This window comes from Neorhizobium descurainiae, from assembly GCF_051400715.1.
Lineage (GTDB): Bacteria > Pseudomonadota > Alphaproteobacteria > Rhizobiales > Rhizobiaceae > Neorhizobium.
In genome coordinates, this window is record NZ_JBLFFK010000019.1 from 1 (window position 1) to 14,403 (window position 14,403).

The window sequence follows — 14,403 nt, forward strand, 5'->3', positions numbered from 1 at the left end:
TCTGGACCGCAACAAGCCAAATCATCCTCGAAAAGGTCGAGCGCTTATGCAAAGCTATTTGCGGGACAGAACACTAGTCCCTACCGCGTCAGATCTTGTGCCGATACCAAGCTTCCAGAGCAGTGTTAGATTTCAGCCGTCTCAACCTCGGCGGAGTTCTTGTCATGGTTAAACTATTCATTTTGGCGCTGTCGCTCGTGCTGGTTGGCCTCTGGGGTTCTGTCGGCGTCTTGATGTACTCGTTGTTGATGTGATGGGCTTCCTGATCGAGGCTTATGGGAATTAAGTTCTTCGCATAGCCGAAACAAGATTTTTCGATTATTGTAACTCCCGGCGATGGAGGTTGCCACGGGAGGAACAGATGAACGACCCCCTATTCGGCTTTCTGTTGGCGGCTGAACTTTCAGCCCTTTTCTGGACGGGGCTGATTGTCGCCGTCTTTTAAGGCCGCTGGCTGTCTTTTTTTCTCAAGATCAGCCCAATTTAAGGCTTGATCGGCGCCAGCGGGAGGGCGAGCGTCCCGCCGGCGTCTCCGGGTCTTGCCTTTCCTCTCATGCCGTGCGTTCTTCAGGGCCGGCATGGATTAACTTGGCGATGAGGATGGCCTATATTGACCAGATGATCATGTTTTGCGCCGGTCTCTGGATGGCAGCGGTAGGCTTTGGCTATGTGCGATTCAACACCACCCAAGTTCCGTGGCTCGCCAAGCTGACAGGGCACTTTCGGTGGATGGGGCCGCTGTTGATCGTAATCGCTATCATTCTGGTGTTTGCGCCAAGATAGCTTCAGAATACTTGTGAGGCTCTATCCAGTCGGCTAACGATCATGTCCTGACGGAGTAACGGCTATGCAGAGCACCAAGAAATCACTGTCTGTCACCGTGCGCGCCGATGACCAGGGCCATTGGGTCGAATGGACCAATGGCGACCAAACCGGGTCGCTCGGCCCTTATCAAACCTCGAAAATGGCCGAGGACGTGAGGACCGCCAAGGAGCGAGAGTTCTCCGAAAACAAGCGGCATATCACGGACGTATAAGAAACGAGCCCCCGCCATTCTGACGGGCCGAAAGGCCCCTGATAAGCGCGAGCCATATCACTCGGGGTTCAGGAAACGAGACCCCGTGAGGAAGTAATACACGTATGCACACTGAACGGCAAAAACGGAACCGGAACGTAGAGTTTGATTCTATTCTCACTCCGACTAACACGGGAATACTTCGGCTGGTTGTCATTTGCAGCTTTCACCGCTTTTCTTCTGTTTCGTTACCTCGGCTTCGCGTCGAGGTATCGCCCGGTTGGCTTCTGACGCGGCCCTGGCTCCCCCAACCTGGCACCTTAGCTTTTGCGGCTTGACTACGTCGAGGGCCCTGGGTGAATGGGATTGCCGGGCCGTTTTTGAATTTTTCTACGCCTTTCGAGCCACTTGCCAGCACCCGCAGGCGCTCTAATTTCCAGTTTGACGGAGGAAGTAAATGCCCAACGCGATCTGGAACGAGCCCATCCTGGTCGGCGACGACCTCATTTTTTCTGCGAGGCAGGCAGAAAAATACCTGACCAGCATGCAAATGACCGGCGAGCGCATCGACGTCGCACGGGCAGCAATCCTGGGCGCGCTGGACGGGCGGGTCTCAGCAGACCGAGCGCGGGAAACATTTGTGGCGGCGGTAACGGCTTATCGGAACTGACCGGCGGGGTCGCCTTTGTGCGGTATGGCCGATCACGTCGTGCCTCGATGCCCTTGTCAATCGGAACAAAGCCCCCTTCGCCGCTGTTGTTGGCTGAACCAGGAGGCGACCCCAATGAAACTTGCAATCATTGCCACGACTGCAGCCCTTGCGATCTCATCCAATACCACCTTCGCCCAGCAAGGTCCCGACGCTCCGCCAAGCCCTCCCCCGCAGGCCGGGCAGGATCGCCGCCTTGATCCGCCAACCCCGCCAATCGATCCTCCCGAACGTACTGACGAGATGACAAAGAGCGACTGGCGAATGCATCCGCCGGTGCGAGAGCGAGGAGCACGTTTTCGGATCGAAACCGGCCGAACCACCATCGACCTCCGCTGCCCTGATGGGGAACCGGCGAAAGACTGCGCGGACCTCCTTCTGCAGGTGCTGGACCGATTGCAGGGCGCACCCTCGGACGACAGAGGCCGGCGCGGCGATGACCGGGAACGTCCACGCGATTGGTGAGCGGCCAAATGGCCCCGGATCGAATTCTTTCGAAAAGATGAACGGCGGCTTCAGCCAACATTCAGGGCGAAGCGCTTTAAATGCCTCCATCAACAGGAGGCATGCACATGCGAAAGTTCATCATCGCGACCGCCCTGTTCGCGGGCTCCCTATTCGGCACGGGTGCGAACGCAATGCCGGTCGGCAGTATCAATACGCCGGCAGCATCTCCCATTGTGAGTGTGGATTGGGCATGCGGTCGAGGCTGGCACCTGAACCGGTGGGGAGAATGCCGCCCGAACCGTTGGCGTCCGCCCCCCAGGCGTCACTATGGGTGGGACCGCCCGAGAGGTTGGCATTACGATCATCCGCGCCATCATCATCGGCGCGACCACGCCTGGCGAGAACGCCGGTGGCGGGATTGGTGACCACCACTCAACGGAACTTCTCAGCCGTCGCCACGCAGTTGATCAGCGCGGCGAGTTCCTTGCGGGAGGCAAACGAGGTCTCCGGGCTGACCGAGATGAAGGCCTTGATGCCGCGCACCGTCGCGACCGAGTTCTTCTCCAGTTGACCGACAATGCGGGCGGCTTCGGCGTCAAGACCATCGGCCGGTACCGTGACGCCGATCAGGCCGAGCACCTTGGCTTCCGCAGCCGGGATCACATCGCGGGTAAAGACCATGCGGGCGAGAGCGGCGCGCGAGATGCGGTCGGCGAGTGCGTTCAGGACCAAGGTCGGGGCAATGTCGTGGTTCATTTCCGGCACCTGGAAGGTGGCGGCCTCGGTGGCGATCGCTACATCTGCCAGAGCCGCGATGGCGCAGCCGACGCCGGCGGCCTTGCCGCTGACGGCAGCGATGAACGGCACGGGGATTTCGCGCAGCGCTTCATAAAAATCGAGCACCGGATCGGAGATCGCGTTGCGCAGGTCGAGTGCGGTGGCGCGCGTGCCCGGCGCCGGCATGGCGGCACTGCGGCCGATGCAGAAATCAGGCCCGTTCGCCTTCATCAGCACGACGCGGGTCTCCGGCAACGGCGACTTCAGCGCCGCGGTTATGGCTTCCGCCATCTCGGACGTCAGCGCATTGCCCTTGTCGGGACGGTTGAGGACGATCTCGAGGACGTTCCCCTTCGTGGAAATCAGGACTTCGGACATTTCTTCCTCCTCATTGGGCTTTCCCCTCGTTTTCACCGGTTGGCCTTTTCCTGCCGGATCGCCTGCCAGATGCGGAACGGCGTCACCGGCATTTCGATATGAGTGACGCCGAGATCGGCCAACGCGTCGGTGATAGCATTGACCGTCACGCCGAGCGACGGAGTCGTTCCACCTTCCCCGCCGGGGCGGAAGCCGAGCGGATGGCTTTTCGCAGGTACTTCGCTGATATGGGTGTCGAAGCTCGGGAAATCCGAGGCGCGCGCCACCTGATAATCCATGAAGGTGGCCGACAGGTTCTGGCCGGTCTCACGATCGTAATGCGACCATTCGAACAGCGCCTGGCCAGCGCCCTGCACGATGCCGCCATGGGTCTGGCCGTCGACGATCATCGGGTTCAGCGCCTTGCCGACGTCGTCCACGGTCGAATAGCGCGGAATTTCGTAAAAGCCGGTTTCCGGATCGATCTCGATCTCGCAGACCGCGGCACCGTAAGGATAGGCAAGCCCGTGGGTCGTCTCGTCGGCAATCGCGGCAAGCACGCCCTGCAGCTCTTCCGGCAGGCCGAGATCCGTCTCGGAGGCGGCGGCCGCTTCGAACAGGCTCATGACGCCATTCGACCCGCGGGCACGGAAATGGCCTTCGGCATAGTCGATCGCGTCGGGCGAGACATTCAGCATGAAGGCGGCGATCTTCCTGCCGCGTTCGATGATATCGGCGGTCGCCTTGTGCATGACGATCGAGGAGAAACGCAGCGACCGTCCGGAATGCGACCCGCCTCCGGCTAAGACGAAATCGGTGTCGCTGGCGCGGATCTGCACGACCTCGTGGGAAATGCCGAGGAAGGAGCCGACGAGTTGAGCAAAGGCCGTCTCATGTCCCTGCCCCGTGTTCTGGGTGCCGATCACCACGTCCACGATTCCGGAGGTCGGGTCGATGGTGATCTCGGCGCGCTCGCGCGGCACGCCGCTGGTGCCCTCGATATAGTTGGACATGCCGATGCCGCGATATTTGCCGCGGCTGCGGGCTTCGGCGCGGCGGGCCTCGAACCCTTTCCAGTCGGCCATTGCGAGCACCTTGTCCATGCAGCCGATATAGTCGCCGTTATCGTAGGAGACACCGAACGGATTGGCATAGGGACAGTCCTCTTGCGGGATCATGTTGATCCGGCGCAACTCCACCCGGTCGAAACCGAACTTACGGGCCGCAAGGTCGATCATCCGCTCTATGATGTACATGGCCTCCGGCCGGCCGGCGCTGCGATAGGGGATGGTCGGCACGGTGTTGGTCATCGCCGCACGGAATTCCACATGCGCCACCGGCACGCGGTAGAGGCTGGTCATCAGCTGGATGCCCTTGTTGAGCGCGGTGTACGAGACCGTATGGGCGCCGATATTGCTGGTATTGACCGAGTGGAAAGCCAGGAACCTGCCGTTCTCGTCGAGCGCCAGGCGGGCCTTGACATGCAGGTCGCGGCCCTGGAAGTCGGACAGGAAGGCTTCGATGCGCTCGGCCTGGTGCTTCACCGGCCGCCCGGTGAGCTTGGCGGCATAGGCCAAAAGCACGAATTCCGGATAGGTGGCATTGCGGGTGCCGAAATTGCCGCCGACGTCGCGAGGAGCGACGACGCGCACGAAAGCCATATCGACGCCGAGCGAGGCGGCGATCTGCTCGCGCATCATCACGACGCCATGGCCGCCGGAGGCGTGGATGGTGAATTTGCGGGTCTCGGGATCATATTCGGCGGATGAAGAGCGCGGCTCCATATGGACGCCCGTCACACGCTGCGCCCAGCTTTCGAACTCGATGACATGCGCGGCCCGGGCGAAGGCTTCGGCCGTGCCGGTCTTGTCGCCCGCCTCGCCGTCCATCGCCCGGTTGCCCGGCACGTGGACCCAAAGCTGCGGTGCGCCCTCCTCCAGCGCATCGATGCCGCGCACGACGGAAGGCAGCTCCTCCCATTCGATCATCACGGCTTCGGCCGCATCCTTGGCAAGATTGGTGGATTCGGCCACCACCATCACAACCGCCTCGCCGACGAAACGGGCCTTGTCGGTCGGCAGGGCCTGGTGGTGGGTGCGGGCGCGCTCGGAACCGTCACGGTTCTTGATGCGGATGTCGGAGCCGAATTGCGAACTGCCGATCGCATGCGGAATCGGCGAAATTCCGGCAGCGACGATGTCCTCGCCGGTGAGCACTGCCAACACGCCCGGCATTTCCAGCGCCGCGGACGTGTCGATGCTTCTGATGAGCGCATGCGCATGCGGCGAACGGACGAAAGCGGCATAGGCCGTGTTTTCGTATTTCAGATCGTCGGCGTATTCACCCCGGCCGGTGATCAACCGGAGGTCTTCCTTGCGCCGGACTTCTTCACCGATCATGCCATTCCTCCCTTGCGCGTCGGCCCTATATGCCGACCGACGGCGTTCCACCTGCAGTTTTCGTGCTGCCTTGCCGGTGGCGCGCAAGTTCATTCATAATAGACATACTCGATCCGTCAATGTTGAAATTTTATGACCGTAAGAAAAAAGGCCCGGCAGAGCCGGGCCAAGCTTCCCTGGGAGGGGAATTTATCAAGCCGCTTCCGGTCCCTGATTGAGCACATAACCCGGGCCGCGTTTCAGGAAGGCGGTCCACAGACGGAGCGTGCGTTCCGGCTGGTCGACCTCGATCGAATGGGCCGCATCGAAGATGAAGGCGCGCTGCGAGGCCGGGATATGGCGTTTGAGATGCGCGCCCGCCTCTGCGGGCACCACCTTGTCCTCCGTGCCCAGCAGGATCAGCGTTACCGCCTCGATCGAGGGAAGGCGCGCACTGAGGGCCTCGTCAACCTGAATATTGGCGGCGAGCCGCTCATAGGTCTTGCCGTTGTTCGCCATGACCTCCGGCGTCTTCGGCCTGGAGGTGATCTTCTGCGGATAGGCGTAAAGCGCCTTGAAGCGGGCCTCCGGATCTGCCGGCAGGCCGCCCTTGCCGCCGAAGCGGAAGCCGGCCGGCACGCCCAGGATCAGGTGGTCGACCATCCTCGGGTTTTCGGCAGCGAGCCACAGCGCCGTCCAGCTTCCGAAGGAGGAGCCGATCACGTCGAAGCGCGGCCCGACAATCTTCTCGGCGAATTCGGCGACCATGACCGCCCAGTCCTGCACGCTCTTCAGGCCTTCATTGCCTTTTGTGCCGTCGAAGCCCGGGCAGATCGGCGCAAAGACCGCGTGGTCGCGGGTGAGCGCCTTCAGCGGTTCGGTGAGCATGACGCCGCCGGCGGCGTGCAGGTAGAGGACCGGCGTCCCGGTGCCGCCCGCATGGTAATCGAGCTTGCCGCGGCTGAGCTCGATCGTCTTGATTTCAAAAGCCATGGATCAAATTCCATCCTTGTTTTCATGCAATTCCTGACGAAAACCGCTACACACTTTCCCGGAATTGCTCTCAGAGACCGGCAACATGCGGGGCGACGCGGTCGCGGAACAGTTCCATCCCACGGCGGACGACGCTTCCCGGCATGTTGCCGACCTTGATCGTCAGGTTCAGCAGACCGCAGCCGAGCTCCTGATTGAGACGCGTGATCTGCTTGACGACCGATTGTGGGCTGCCGCAGATGATCGAGCCCGCCTCGATCTGTTCGTCGACCGTGCGGCTGCGCAGCGTCGCCAGGCGCTTCTGGAAGTTTTCGCCGACATCGCTGCCGGTATAGTAGCGGCTTTGCTGCAGCACGAGCTGCTGGGCGGAGCGTTGCGGGCGCATCAGCGTCTGATGGAAATAGGTCTGGGCCGCGGCCATATGTTCCCTCGCTTCCTCGTCCGTATCGGCAATGCAGATCTGCTGGCCGACGAGGATATCGTCCGGCGTCGGGTCCCAGCCGTAACCGCGCGCGACGTTTTTGAAATGGTCGATCGCCTTCCTGGCGGCACCGAGGTCCTGGATGAGCGTGATGCCCATGATGGCGCGCATCTTGGCGACGAATTCGGCGGATTCCTCGTTGCTGGCCGACATCAGAATGCGCGGATGCGGCTTCTGGATCGGCTTCGGCCAGATGGAGACGGCCGGGAACTGGTAGTGCTCGCCTTCCCAGCCGAAAGGTTCGTCCTCGGTCCAGGCCTTGATGATGAGCTCGGTCGCCTCGCGCAGGCGGCTGCGGGATTCGCTTGGCGGGATGTTGTAGGCGATATATTCGTGGGGGATGCCGCGCAGGAAACCGGCGATCAGACGACCGCCCGACATGACGTCGATCATCGCGTATTCCTCGGCGACCCGGATCGGGTTCAGGAGCGGCAGAAGATTGCCGACGATCGCGATCTTGGCCTTGCTTGTCTGGCGGGCGAGCGCGCCGGCGATGAGGTTCGGGTTCGCCATCAGGCCGTAGGGGCTGTAATGATGTTCGTTGCAGCCCACCCAGTCGAAGCCGTAGTTCTCGGCATCGGCCATTTCATCGACATACTCGTTATAGAGCGCCTGGATGCGGCGGCTGTCGATGCCATGCGTGCTGACAGGCCATTCATGCGGCAGCTTGTCGTAATCCGGATAGGGCATGAGGTGGAAGAAGTTGAACTTCATGGAAAACTCCGCAAAGACCGACACCCTGTGACGGGCGAGCCGGTCCGGTGGTGATCACTGGAATGGAGATCAGTTGGCGACGACGAGGCGCGGCGCGACGTCCTCGACACGGGAAGCCATCGCCATCTCCGCGAAGCCGACGACCTGCGAGGCGACGATCTCCAGCGCCTGAACCACGTCGCGCCTGGCAGGTTGGCCGTCGACGAAAGGCTTGTCATTGGATTTGATGGTCGCAGCATAGGGGGTAGGCCAGCCGCGCAAGGCATGCACCATCATGCGCAGGCCCATCAGGCCCGAGCCAAGCGCCTGGTCGCCGGCAGCACAGACGATGCAGCCCACGGCACGACCATCGAAATAGGGGCGCGCGTCCTCACGCATGTCTTCGGTATAGTCGATGGCATTCTTGATCATGCCCGACATGCCGCCGTGATAGCTGGGCGTCGCGATGACGATGCCGTCGGCACGGCGAAGCGCCTGAATGAGGCGGCGCGTCGCCGGCGTGCGATGCGCCACGCCGGGATCGAAAAGCGGCAGTTCAAGCGCCGCGCCGCAGATGATGTCGGTCTCCGCGCCGGTCCTTCCGGCTGCGGCGAGACAATAACGAAGCGCAAGCTCGGAGCTCGAGCCGGGGCGCTGCGTGCCGCCGATGCCGACGATATAGGGCTTTCTCGTCTGGGTCATGCTCATCTCCTCCCACGGCCGAAGCCGGCCTCCTTCAAGCCTATAGGCATTTTTGTATACCTTTTTTATTGAAGTCAAGCATAGTATGTCATTATCAGACTACATTTGCCAAATTGGTATACACTTTTTGGAGATTGCTTCTATGGACGGCTGCCTTATTTTCCCACATCATCAGCAGGGCAAAATTGCAGGTAGTGGTTTGAAGAACGATGTCACCAGGGATGGCGCAACACAAAGTGCGGTCGAGACGGCCTATCGCCGCATTCGACACCTGATTCTCACCGGCGAAATGCGTTCCGGAGACAAGCTGCTCGAAAACCAGCTCGCGACCACGATTGGCGTTTCCCGCACCCCGGTCCGCGAGGCGCTGAACAGGCTGAATGCAGAGGGCCTCGTCGTGCTGGAACGCTATCGCCGCGGCGTCGTCGCAGATTTCTCGCTCGACGACGCGGTCGAGATTTTCCGCCTGCGGGCCATTCTCGAAGGCCATGCGGCCGGCCGCGCCGCGACGCGGATTTCCGATGCCGACCTCCAGCGCCTGCGGGAACTGGAACAGGTGATGGAAAAGCAGTTCGAGGAGCTCGGCTGGAACGAACATCTCGAGGGCTTCGACCAGCTCAATACCGAATTCCATGCGGTGATCGCCGCGGCGGCGGAAAGCCCGCGGCTCGAAAAGATCCTCGCCTCGTCGCTCGAACTGCCGGCCGCGATCTTCAACCGCTATTCCGAACCGGTCGAGGTGCGCACACGGCGTACCCACGCCCAGCACCGGGAAATCCTCGCCGCACTGAAGGCCCGCAACCCGGAATGGGCGCAGGCCGCCATGAACGCCCACCTCTTCTCGCTGCTGCCTTCTGCCTCGGGCTCACTGGAGCATGAGGACGCCGGCGCGGATTGAGGACGCCTCTTTGGCCCTCACCGCAACAATGTCTTGGCGATGATCTCCAGTTGGATCTCGTTGCTGCCGCCGAAGATGCTCTGCGAGCGCGAGTTGAAATAGACGGCCGCGGCCACCTTCCGCTCCTCGTCGATTTCGCCTTCCTCCGGCAGGTCGTGCAGCGGGCGACGCTCTTCCCAGCGCAGCGCATCGGGGCCAAGGATCGAAGCGGCAAGCTCGGCAATCGACTGACGGATGCGGCTCCTCTCGATCTTCATCGTGGACGAGGGCACCGAGCCCGGATTGCCGCCCGCCTGCACCTTGGACATGACCGCGAGCTCCAGCATGTCGTTGGCATCGACATCCGTGGCGATCTCGGCAAACCGCGCCAAGAACAGCGGATCGTCGATCATCCTGCGTCCGTCCGGCAGGGGTTCGGATGCAAGACGATGGAGCCGTGTCAGCATGGCGCGCAGCACGCCGCCTGCAAAGGCGCCGCCCCGCTCGAATTCGAGCAGGTATTTGGCGATGTCCCAGCCATCACCCTCCTCGCCGATACGGTCTGATACCGGTACCTTCACGTCGTCGAAGAAGACCTGGTTGAATTCATGCGTGCCGCAGATGGAGCGGATCGGCCGGATCGTGATACCCGGCGATTTGAGGTCGACCAGGAGAAAGGTGATGCCCTCCTGCTTCTTGCCCGTGTCGGCGGTGCGCACCAGCGCGAATATGCGGGTGGCGTGATGCGCCAGCGTCGACCAGATCTTCGAGCCGTTGACGACATAATAGTCGCCTTCGAGCATCGCCTTCGTCTTCAGCGAGGCAAGGTCGGAGCCAGCGCCCGGTTCGGAATAACCCTGCGCCCAGACATCCTCGCCGGAGAGGATGCGCGGCAGATAGAAAGCCTTCTGCCCATCCGTACCATAACGCATCAGGACGGGCGCGATCATCTTGATCGAGGCGCCGCGGAAATGCGGCTCGCCGGCCCGTTCGCATTCCTGGTCGAAAATGTAGCGCTCGGCGAGCGTCCAACCCGTGCCGCCATATTGTTTCGGCCAGGAGGGTGCGACCCAGCCTTTCTCGTTAAGCTTCGCCTGCCATTTCAACCCGACATCGGGATCGGCGAGAAAACTCGGATTGAGCCGCTCGGCACGCTTCAGGCCCTCGTCCAGATGGGCATTCAGGAAGGCCCTTACCTCCTCGCGGAAGCGGACCTCGTCTTCGGTCATCAGCAGATCCATGACGGTGCCCCTTCTCAGGCCGATTCGCGCAGCAGGCTGCCGGAAAGCACGGCGGGATCGCGGATGATCTCGCCATAACGCTTCAGATGGTCGGCGGTCGTGCCGAACGTGTTTTCGATGGCGTAGAGCCGGCGGAACCAGGCGCCGATCGGCATTTCCCCCGAAAAACCCATGGCGCCGTGAAGCTGGATCGCCTCCTGCGCCACAGAGCGGGAGACCTTGCCGATCTTGGCGCGGGCGCCTGAGACGCCGCGGATGCGCATAGAGCGCGACGCATCGACGGAAAGCGTGGCGAGAAGAGCCGAGGCACGCGCCTCCTGGCATTTGACCGCCATCTCGGCCATGCGGTGCTGCAGCGCCTGGAAGGCGGCGAGCGGCTTGCCGAACTGCACCCGCTCCTTGGTGTAGGAGACGGTGGCGTCGAGCAACGCATCCATGATGCCGACCGCTTCGAAGGCGAGCGATGCATTGGCGCGGTCGTAGGCCGCCTCGATTTCGCAAAGCGTATCGCCGCCGTTAAGTAGCGCCGAGGCCGGCACGGAGACGCTGTTCAGCATGAGGTCGCTGGCGCGGCTGCCATCGACCAGCTTGACGGTCTCGCGGGCGAGGCCCGCAGCATCCGCAGGCACCGCGAACAGCCGGATTTCCCCGCCCAGTTTGGCCGAGACAAGAAAGACATCCGCAAACGGACCGCCGAGCACCAGCGGCTTTTCACCGGACAGCGAATAGCCGTCTGCCGTCTTCACGACCGTGGCGGAAACATTGTCGAGGTCGAAACCGGACCGCCGTTCCATGTGCGCCAGCGCCGGGCGCGACGTACCGGCGGTCAGTCCGCCGAGGATCTCGGCCTTCTGCTTTTCCGTGCCGAGCCTTTCGACGAGACTGCCGGCAAGGATGACGGAGGCGAGATAGGGCTCCACCACCAGCGCCCGACCGATCGCTTCCATGATCAGCGAGATTTCCACCGCACCGCCGCCAAGCCCGCCGTTTTCTTCGGCAAAAGGCAGCGCCAGCCAGCCCAGATCGGCCATGTCGGTCCAGATGGCGGTATCGAAGCCATCGTTGGAGGCGAGAATCCTGTTCCGCGTCTCGAAGTCATAGCGGTCCTTCAAAAACCGCTCCGCACTCTCCTTCAAGAGGAGCTGCTCGTCCGAATAGTTCAGGTCCATGGTTGGCCTCGTGGTTAGATGGAGCGAGGCGGTGCGCGGAGCCCCTTTCCCTTGCGGGAGGGTTGGGGGACTTCGCTCCGCGTCAGGCCCCCTCCCGACGGGAGGGTTAGGGAAGCCGCCTCGTTTCATCCTCATGCGATCGCCCGCTTAAAAGTGAGCGCTCATTCCTCGCGCTTGTAGCTCCCGTGCCCCGGCCGGTAGGTCTTGGTATCGAGGAACTGCGAAAGCCCCTTTTCTCTTCCCTTTTCCGGATCGACGAACGTGGTCTGGTCGGCCTTGGCGGTCAGATATTCGGCCGACTCCTCCCAGGTCATCTCGCGCACATACTTGTAGGCCATGCGGGCCTGGCGGAGCACTGTCGGGTTCTTTTCGAGGAGAACGCGGGCGATCTCGACGGTGCGTTCGCGTAAGCGTTCGGCCGGCACGGCCTCGTTCACCAGGCCGAGCTGCTCGGCCATCTTGCCGCCGAACTTCTCGCCGGTCATCACGTAATACATGGCCTTGCGGTCGTTCATCAGCGTCGAGATCGCCTTGGAGACGACGCCGCCGGGGATGACGCCCCAGTTGATTTCCGACAGGCCGAAGACGGCGTCTTCCGACGCGATGGCGAGATCGCAGCAGATCAGCGGCGTGAAGGCTCCGCCGAAGCACCAGCCGTTGACCATGGCGATCGTCGGCTTGGCGTAATGCATCAGGAGGCGCCACTGCCAGGCGCGGGTGGAGCGGTAGGCGCGCATGCGCCTGACATCCGAGACACCATCGGTGGCGCGGAAGAAGTCCTTCAGATCCATGCCGGCGGAGAAGGCCTCGCCCTCACCGGTCAGGATGATGACGCCGGCGCGGTCGTCGACCTCCAGCTCGTCGAGCACACGGATCATGTCTTCCGCGAGGCCGACGCTCATCGCATTGCGCTTGTCCGGACGGTTCAGCTTCACCCAGGCGATGCCGTCCTCGAATTCGACCTTGACGTTTTCGCCGCCGAGATCGCTTGCTTCGATGGCCATGATGTTGCTCCTTACGACTGGCTGGTGAATTTGGTGACGAGATAGGCTTCCATGCCTTCCGAACCGCCTTCGGAGCCGTAGCCGCTCTCTTTGACGCCGCCGAAAGGTGTCTCGGTCATGGAAATCGCATTGTTGTTGATGCCGACCATGCCGGCCTCGATCGCATCGCTGACCATCGCGGCGGTCTTCGCCGACTGGGTGAAGGCATAGGAGGCAAGACCGTAAGGCAAACGGTTCGCCTCACCGATCACCTCGTCGAAGGAAGAGAAGCGGGCCGTGACGGCGATCGGGCCGAAAGGCTCCTCGTTCATGATGATCGCGTCCTGCGGCACGTCGGCGAGAACGGTGGGCTGGAAGAAAAAGCCGCGATTGCTGCCCCGTTCGCCGCCGGTCATCAGCTTGGCGCCACGGCTGACCGCATCCGCCACCATGCGCTCCATCGCCGGCACGCGGCGGCTGTTGGCAAGCGGTCCCATCTGGTTTTCCGGGTCGAGGCCGTCGCCCACCTTCAGCGTCGCCGCCGCCTTGGCGAATCCGTCTACGAACTTGTCATGGACGCTGTCGTGTACGTAGAAGCGAGTGGGCGAGATGCAGACCTGGCCGGCATTGCGGTATTTCGCATGGACCATGACGCGAATGGCGTGGTCGATATCGGCATCCTCGAAGATCAGCACCGGCGCATGGCCGCCGAGTTCCATCGTGGCGCGCTTGACGCCTGCCTGGGCGGCGAGCACGGCGAGCTGCTTGCCGACATTGGTGGAGCCGGTAAAGGTGATCTTGCGGATTCCATCCGCGGCGATGAGGTGTTGGGAAACCTTCGCCGGCCTGCCGTGCACGACGTTCAGAACGCCGTTGGGCAGGCCCGCGTCCTGCAGCGCGCGGGCGATTTCCAGCACCGTCGAAGGCGTCTCCTCGGAAGGCTTGATAACCATGGTGCAGCCGGTGGCGAGTGCCGCCGAGATCTTGCGGGCCGGGATGACGCCCGGGAAGTTCCAGGGCGTGAAGCCGGCAACGGGGCCGACCGGCTCCCTGGTCACGAACCAGCGGGCGCCCGGCAGGCGGGACGGGATGACGCGCCCATAGGTGCGGCGGCCCTCGTCGGCGGTCCAGTCGAGGATATCGGCGGAGATATGGACTTCCGGGATAGCCTCGCCGATCGGCTTGCCCTGGTCGAGCACCATGCGCCGGCCGATGTCGGCAGCACGCTCGCGCAGGATGTCGGCCGCCTTGCGGATGATTTTCGCGCGGTCATAGGCGGTCGTCATGCGCCAGGTCTTGAAGGCGCGGGAGGCGGCGGCGACCGCCCTTTCCAGGTCTTCCGCCGTCGCATGCGGCAGAACACCGATCGGCTCGCCGGTCGCGGGGTTGATGACGTCTTCGGTGACGCGGCCTTCCGGGCCGATCCATTCACCATCGATGAAGAGCTTCAGTTCACCGTAGGATCGGGTCTGCATCACGGTTTCCTCCCTCGTGACGGCTTTGAAATGTTGAAAGCGAGAGCTTAAGTCCTCGCTCCTTTTCTTGGAGGTCAGCGGCCTCTCCACCGTCATCCTCGGGCCT

The 14,403-nt window shown here is 62.4% G+C and carries 15 protein-coding genes; 6 read left to right on the forward strand and 9 right to left on the reverse strand.

Features of this window, described 5'->3' with window-relative positions; translation table 11 throughout:
* Window positions 1-600 precede the first annotated feature (600 nt).
* From ACMGE0_RS25260 to ACMGE0_RS25280, 5 genes are all read left to right on the forward strand, one after another.
* Window positions 601-783, forward strand: a complete 183-nt coding sequence (locus tag ACMGE0_RS25260; protein ID WP_436818648.1) for a hypothetical protein — start codon at window positions 601-603, stop codon at window positions 781-783.
* A gap of 64 nt (window positions 784-847) precedes the next feature.
* Window positions 848-1,036 carry a hypothetical protein gene (locus ACMGE0_RS25265; protein ID WP_436818649.1) on the forward strand — a complete coding sequence of 63 codons (189 nt, stop codon included), beginning with the start codon at window positions 848-850 and terminating at the stop codon, window positions 1,034-1,036.
* 436 nt (window positions 1,037-1,472) lie between these two features.
* Window positions 1,473-1,685 carry a DUF982 domain-containing protein gene (locus tag ACMGE0_RS25270; RefSeq protein WP_436818650.1) on the forward strand — a complete coding sequence of 71 codons (213 nt, stop codon included), beginning with the start codon at window positions 1,473-1,475 and terminating at the stop codon, window positions 1,683-1,685.
* Window positions 1,686-1,799: 114 nt separating this feature from the next.
* A complete protein-coding gene (locus ACMGE0_RS25275; RefSeq protein ID WP_436818651.1) occupies window positions 1,800-2,189 on the forward strand; it encodes a hypothetical protein in 390 nt (129 codons plus the stop codon).
* A 107-nt stretch (window positions 2,190-2,296) separates the two neighbouring features.
* Window positions 2,297-2,596 carry a GCG_CRPN prefix-to-repeats domain-containing protein gene (locus ACMGE0_RS25280; RefSeq protein WP_436818652.1) on the forward strand — a complete coding sequence of 100 codons (300 nt, stop codon included), beginning with the start codon at window positions 2,297-2,299 and terminating at the stop codon, window positions 2,594-2,596.
* 7 nt (window positions 2,597-2,603) lie between these two features.
* On the opposite strand, the gene ACMGE0_RS25285 is transcribed toward ACMGE0_RS25280, so the two are convergent.
* From ACMGE0_RS25285 to ACMGE0_RS25305, 5 genes are all read right to left on the reverse strand, one after another.
* On the reverse strand, window positions 2,604-3,326 hold the full coding sequence (locus tag ACMGE0_RS25285; RefSeq protein WP_436818653.1) for an enoyl-CoA hydratase/isomerase family protein: 723 nt from the start codon (window positions 3,324-3,326) through the stop codon (window positions 2,604-2,606).
* Between the two features lie 32 nt (window positions 3,327-3,358).
* Window positions 3,359-5,704 (reverse strand): xanthine dehydrogenase family protein molybdopterin-binding subunit, encoded by a 2,346-nt coding sequence (locus ACMGE0_RS25290; RefSeq protein WP_436818654.1) that lies wholly within the window; start codon window positions 5,702-5,704, stop codon window positions 3,359-3,361.
* 192 nt (window positions 5,705-5,896) lie between these two features.
* Complete coding sequence (locus ACMGE0_RS25295; protein ID WP_436818655.1) at window positions 5,897-6,676, reverse strand: alpha/beta fold hydrolase; 780 nt, start codon at window positions 6,674-6,676, stop codon at window positions 5,897-5,899.
* 70 nt (window positions 6,677-6,746) lie between these two features.
* Window positions 6,747-7,871, reverse strand: a complete 1,125-nt coding sequence (locus tag ACMGE0_RS25300) for an LLM class flavin-dependent oxidoreductase (protein WP_436818656.1) — start codon at window positions 7,869-7,871, stop codon at window positions 6,747-6,749.
* Between the two features lie 69 nt (window positions 7,872-7,940).
* Complete coding sequence (locus ACMGE0_RS25305) at window positions 7,941-8,552, reverse strand: NADPH-dependent FMN reductase (RefSeq protein WP_436818657.1); 612 nt, start codon at window positions 8,550-8,552, stop codon at window positions 7,941-7,943.
* 199 nt (window positions 8,553-8,751) lie between these two features.
* Here ACMGE0_RS25305 and ACMGE0_RS25310 point away from each other — a divergent pair, with 199 nt between their 5' ends.
* Window positions 8,752-9,450: a GntR family transcriptional regulator gene (locus ACMGE0_RS25310; protein WP_436818658.1), complete on the forward strand. Its 699-nt coding sequence runs from the start codon at window positions 8,752-8,754 to the stop codon at window positions 9,448-9,450.
* A 17-nt stretch (window positions 9,451-9,467) separates the two neighbouring features.
* Here ACMGE0_RS25310 and ACMGE0_RS25315 read toward each other — a convergent pair whose 3' ends face one another.
* From ACMGE0_RS25315 to ACMGE0_RS25330, 4 genes are all read right to left on the reverse strand, one after another.
* Window positions 9,468-10,670, reverse strand: a complete 1,203-nt coding sequence (locus ACMGE0_RS25315; RefSeq protein WP_436818659.1) for an acyl-CoA dehydrogenase family protein — start codon at window positions 10,668-10,670, stop codon at window positions 9,468-9,470.
* Window positions 10,671-10,684: 14 nt separating this feature from the next.
* Window positions 10,685-11,839: an acyl-CoA dehydrogenase family protein gene (locus ACMGE0_RS25320; protein WP_436818660.1), complete on the reverse strand. Its 1,155-nt coding sequence runs from the start codon at window positions 11,837-11,839 to the stop codon at window positions 10,685-10,687.
* A gap of 161 nt (window positions 11,840-12,000) precedes the next feature.
* Complete coding sequence (locus tag ACMGE0_RS25325; RefSeq protein WP_436818661.1) at window positions 12,001-12,843, reverse strand: p-hydroxycinnamoyl CoA hydratase/lyase; 843 nt, start codon at window positions 12,841-12,843, stop codon at window positions 12,001-12,003.
* An 11-nt stretch (window positions 12,844-12,854) separates the two neighbouring features.
* Window positions 12,855-14,297: an NAD-dependent succinate-semialdehyde dehydrogenase gene (locus ACMGE0_RS25330; protein WP_436818662.1), complete on the reverse strand. Its 1,443-nt coding sequence runs from the start codon at window positions 14,295-14,297 to the stop codon at window positions 12,855-12,857.
* Window positions 14,298-14,403 lie beyond the last annotated feature (106 nt).

What these genes read in the sequence shown, in the direction of transcription:
- ACMGE0_RS25260 (WP_436818648.1), top strand. Translation starts at nt 601, where the DNA reads ATGGCCTATATTGACCAGATGATCATGTTTTGCGCCGGTCTCTGGATG.
- ACMGE0_RS25265 (WP_436818649.1), top strand. Translation starts at nt 848, where the DNA reads ATGCAGAGCACCAAGAAATCACTGTCTGTCACCGTGCGCGCCGATGAC.
- ACMGE0_RS25270 (WP_436818650.1), top strand. Translation starts at nt 1,473, where the DNA reads ATGCCCAACGCGATCTGGAACGAGCCCATCCTGGTCGGCGACGACCTC.
- ACMGE0_RS25275 (WP_436818651.1), top strand. Translation starts at nt 1,800, where the DNA reads ATGAAACTTGCAATCATTGCCACGACTGCAGCCCTTGCGATCTCATCC.
- ACMGE0_RS25280 (WP_436818652.1), top strand. Translation starts at nt 2,297, where the DNA reads ATGCGAAAGTTCATCATCGCGACCGCCCTGTTCGCGGGCTCCCTATTC.
- ACMGE0_RS25285 (WP_436818653.1), bottom strand. Translation starts at nt 3,326, where the DNA reads ATGTCCGAAGTCCTGATTTCCACGAAGGGGAACGTCCTCGAGATCGTC.
- ACMGE0_RS25290 (WP_436818654.1), bottom strand. Translation starts at nt 5,704, where the DNA reads ATGATCGGTGAAGAAGTCCGGCGCAAGGAAGACCTCCGGTTGATCACC.
- ACMGE0_RS25295 (WP_436818655.1), bottom strand. Translation starts at nt 6,676, where the DNA reads ATGGCTTTTGAAATCAAGACGATCGAGCTCAGCCGCGGCAAGCTCGAT.
- ACMGE0_RS25300 (WP_436818656.1), bottom strand. Translation starts at nt 7,871, where the DNA reads ATGAAGTTCAACTTCTTCCACCTCATGCCCTATCCGGATTACGACAAG.
- ACMGE0_RS25305 (WP_436818657.1), bottom strand. Translation starts at nt 8,552, where the DNA reads ATGACCCAGACGAGAAAGCCCTATATCGTCGGCATCGGCGGCACGCAG.
- ACMGE0_RS25315 (WP_436818659.1), bottom strand. Translation starts at nt 10,670, where the DNA reads ATGGATCTGCTGATGACCGAAGACGAGGTCCGCTTCCGCGAGGAGGTA.
- ACMGE0_RS25320 (WP_436818660.1), bottom strand. Translation starts at nt 11,839, where the DNA reads ATGGACCTGAACTATTCGGACGAGCAGCTCCTCTTGAAGGAGAGTGCG.
- ACMGE0_RS25325 (WP_436818661.1), bottom strand. Translation starts at nt 12,843, where the DNA reads ATGGCCATCGAAGCAAGCGATCTCGGCGGCGAAAACGTCAAGGTCGAA.
- ACMGE0_RS25330 (WP_436818662.1), bottom strand. Translation starts at nt 14,297, where the DNA reads ATGCAGACCCGATCCTACGGTGAACTGAAGCTCTTCATCGATGGTGAA.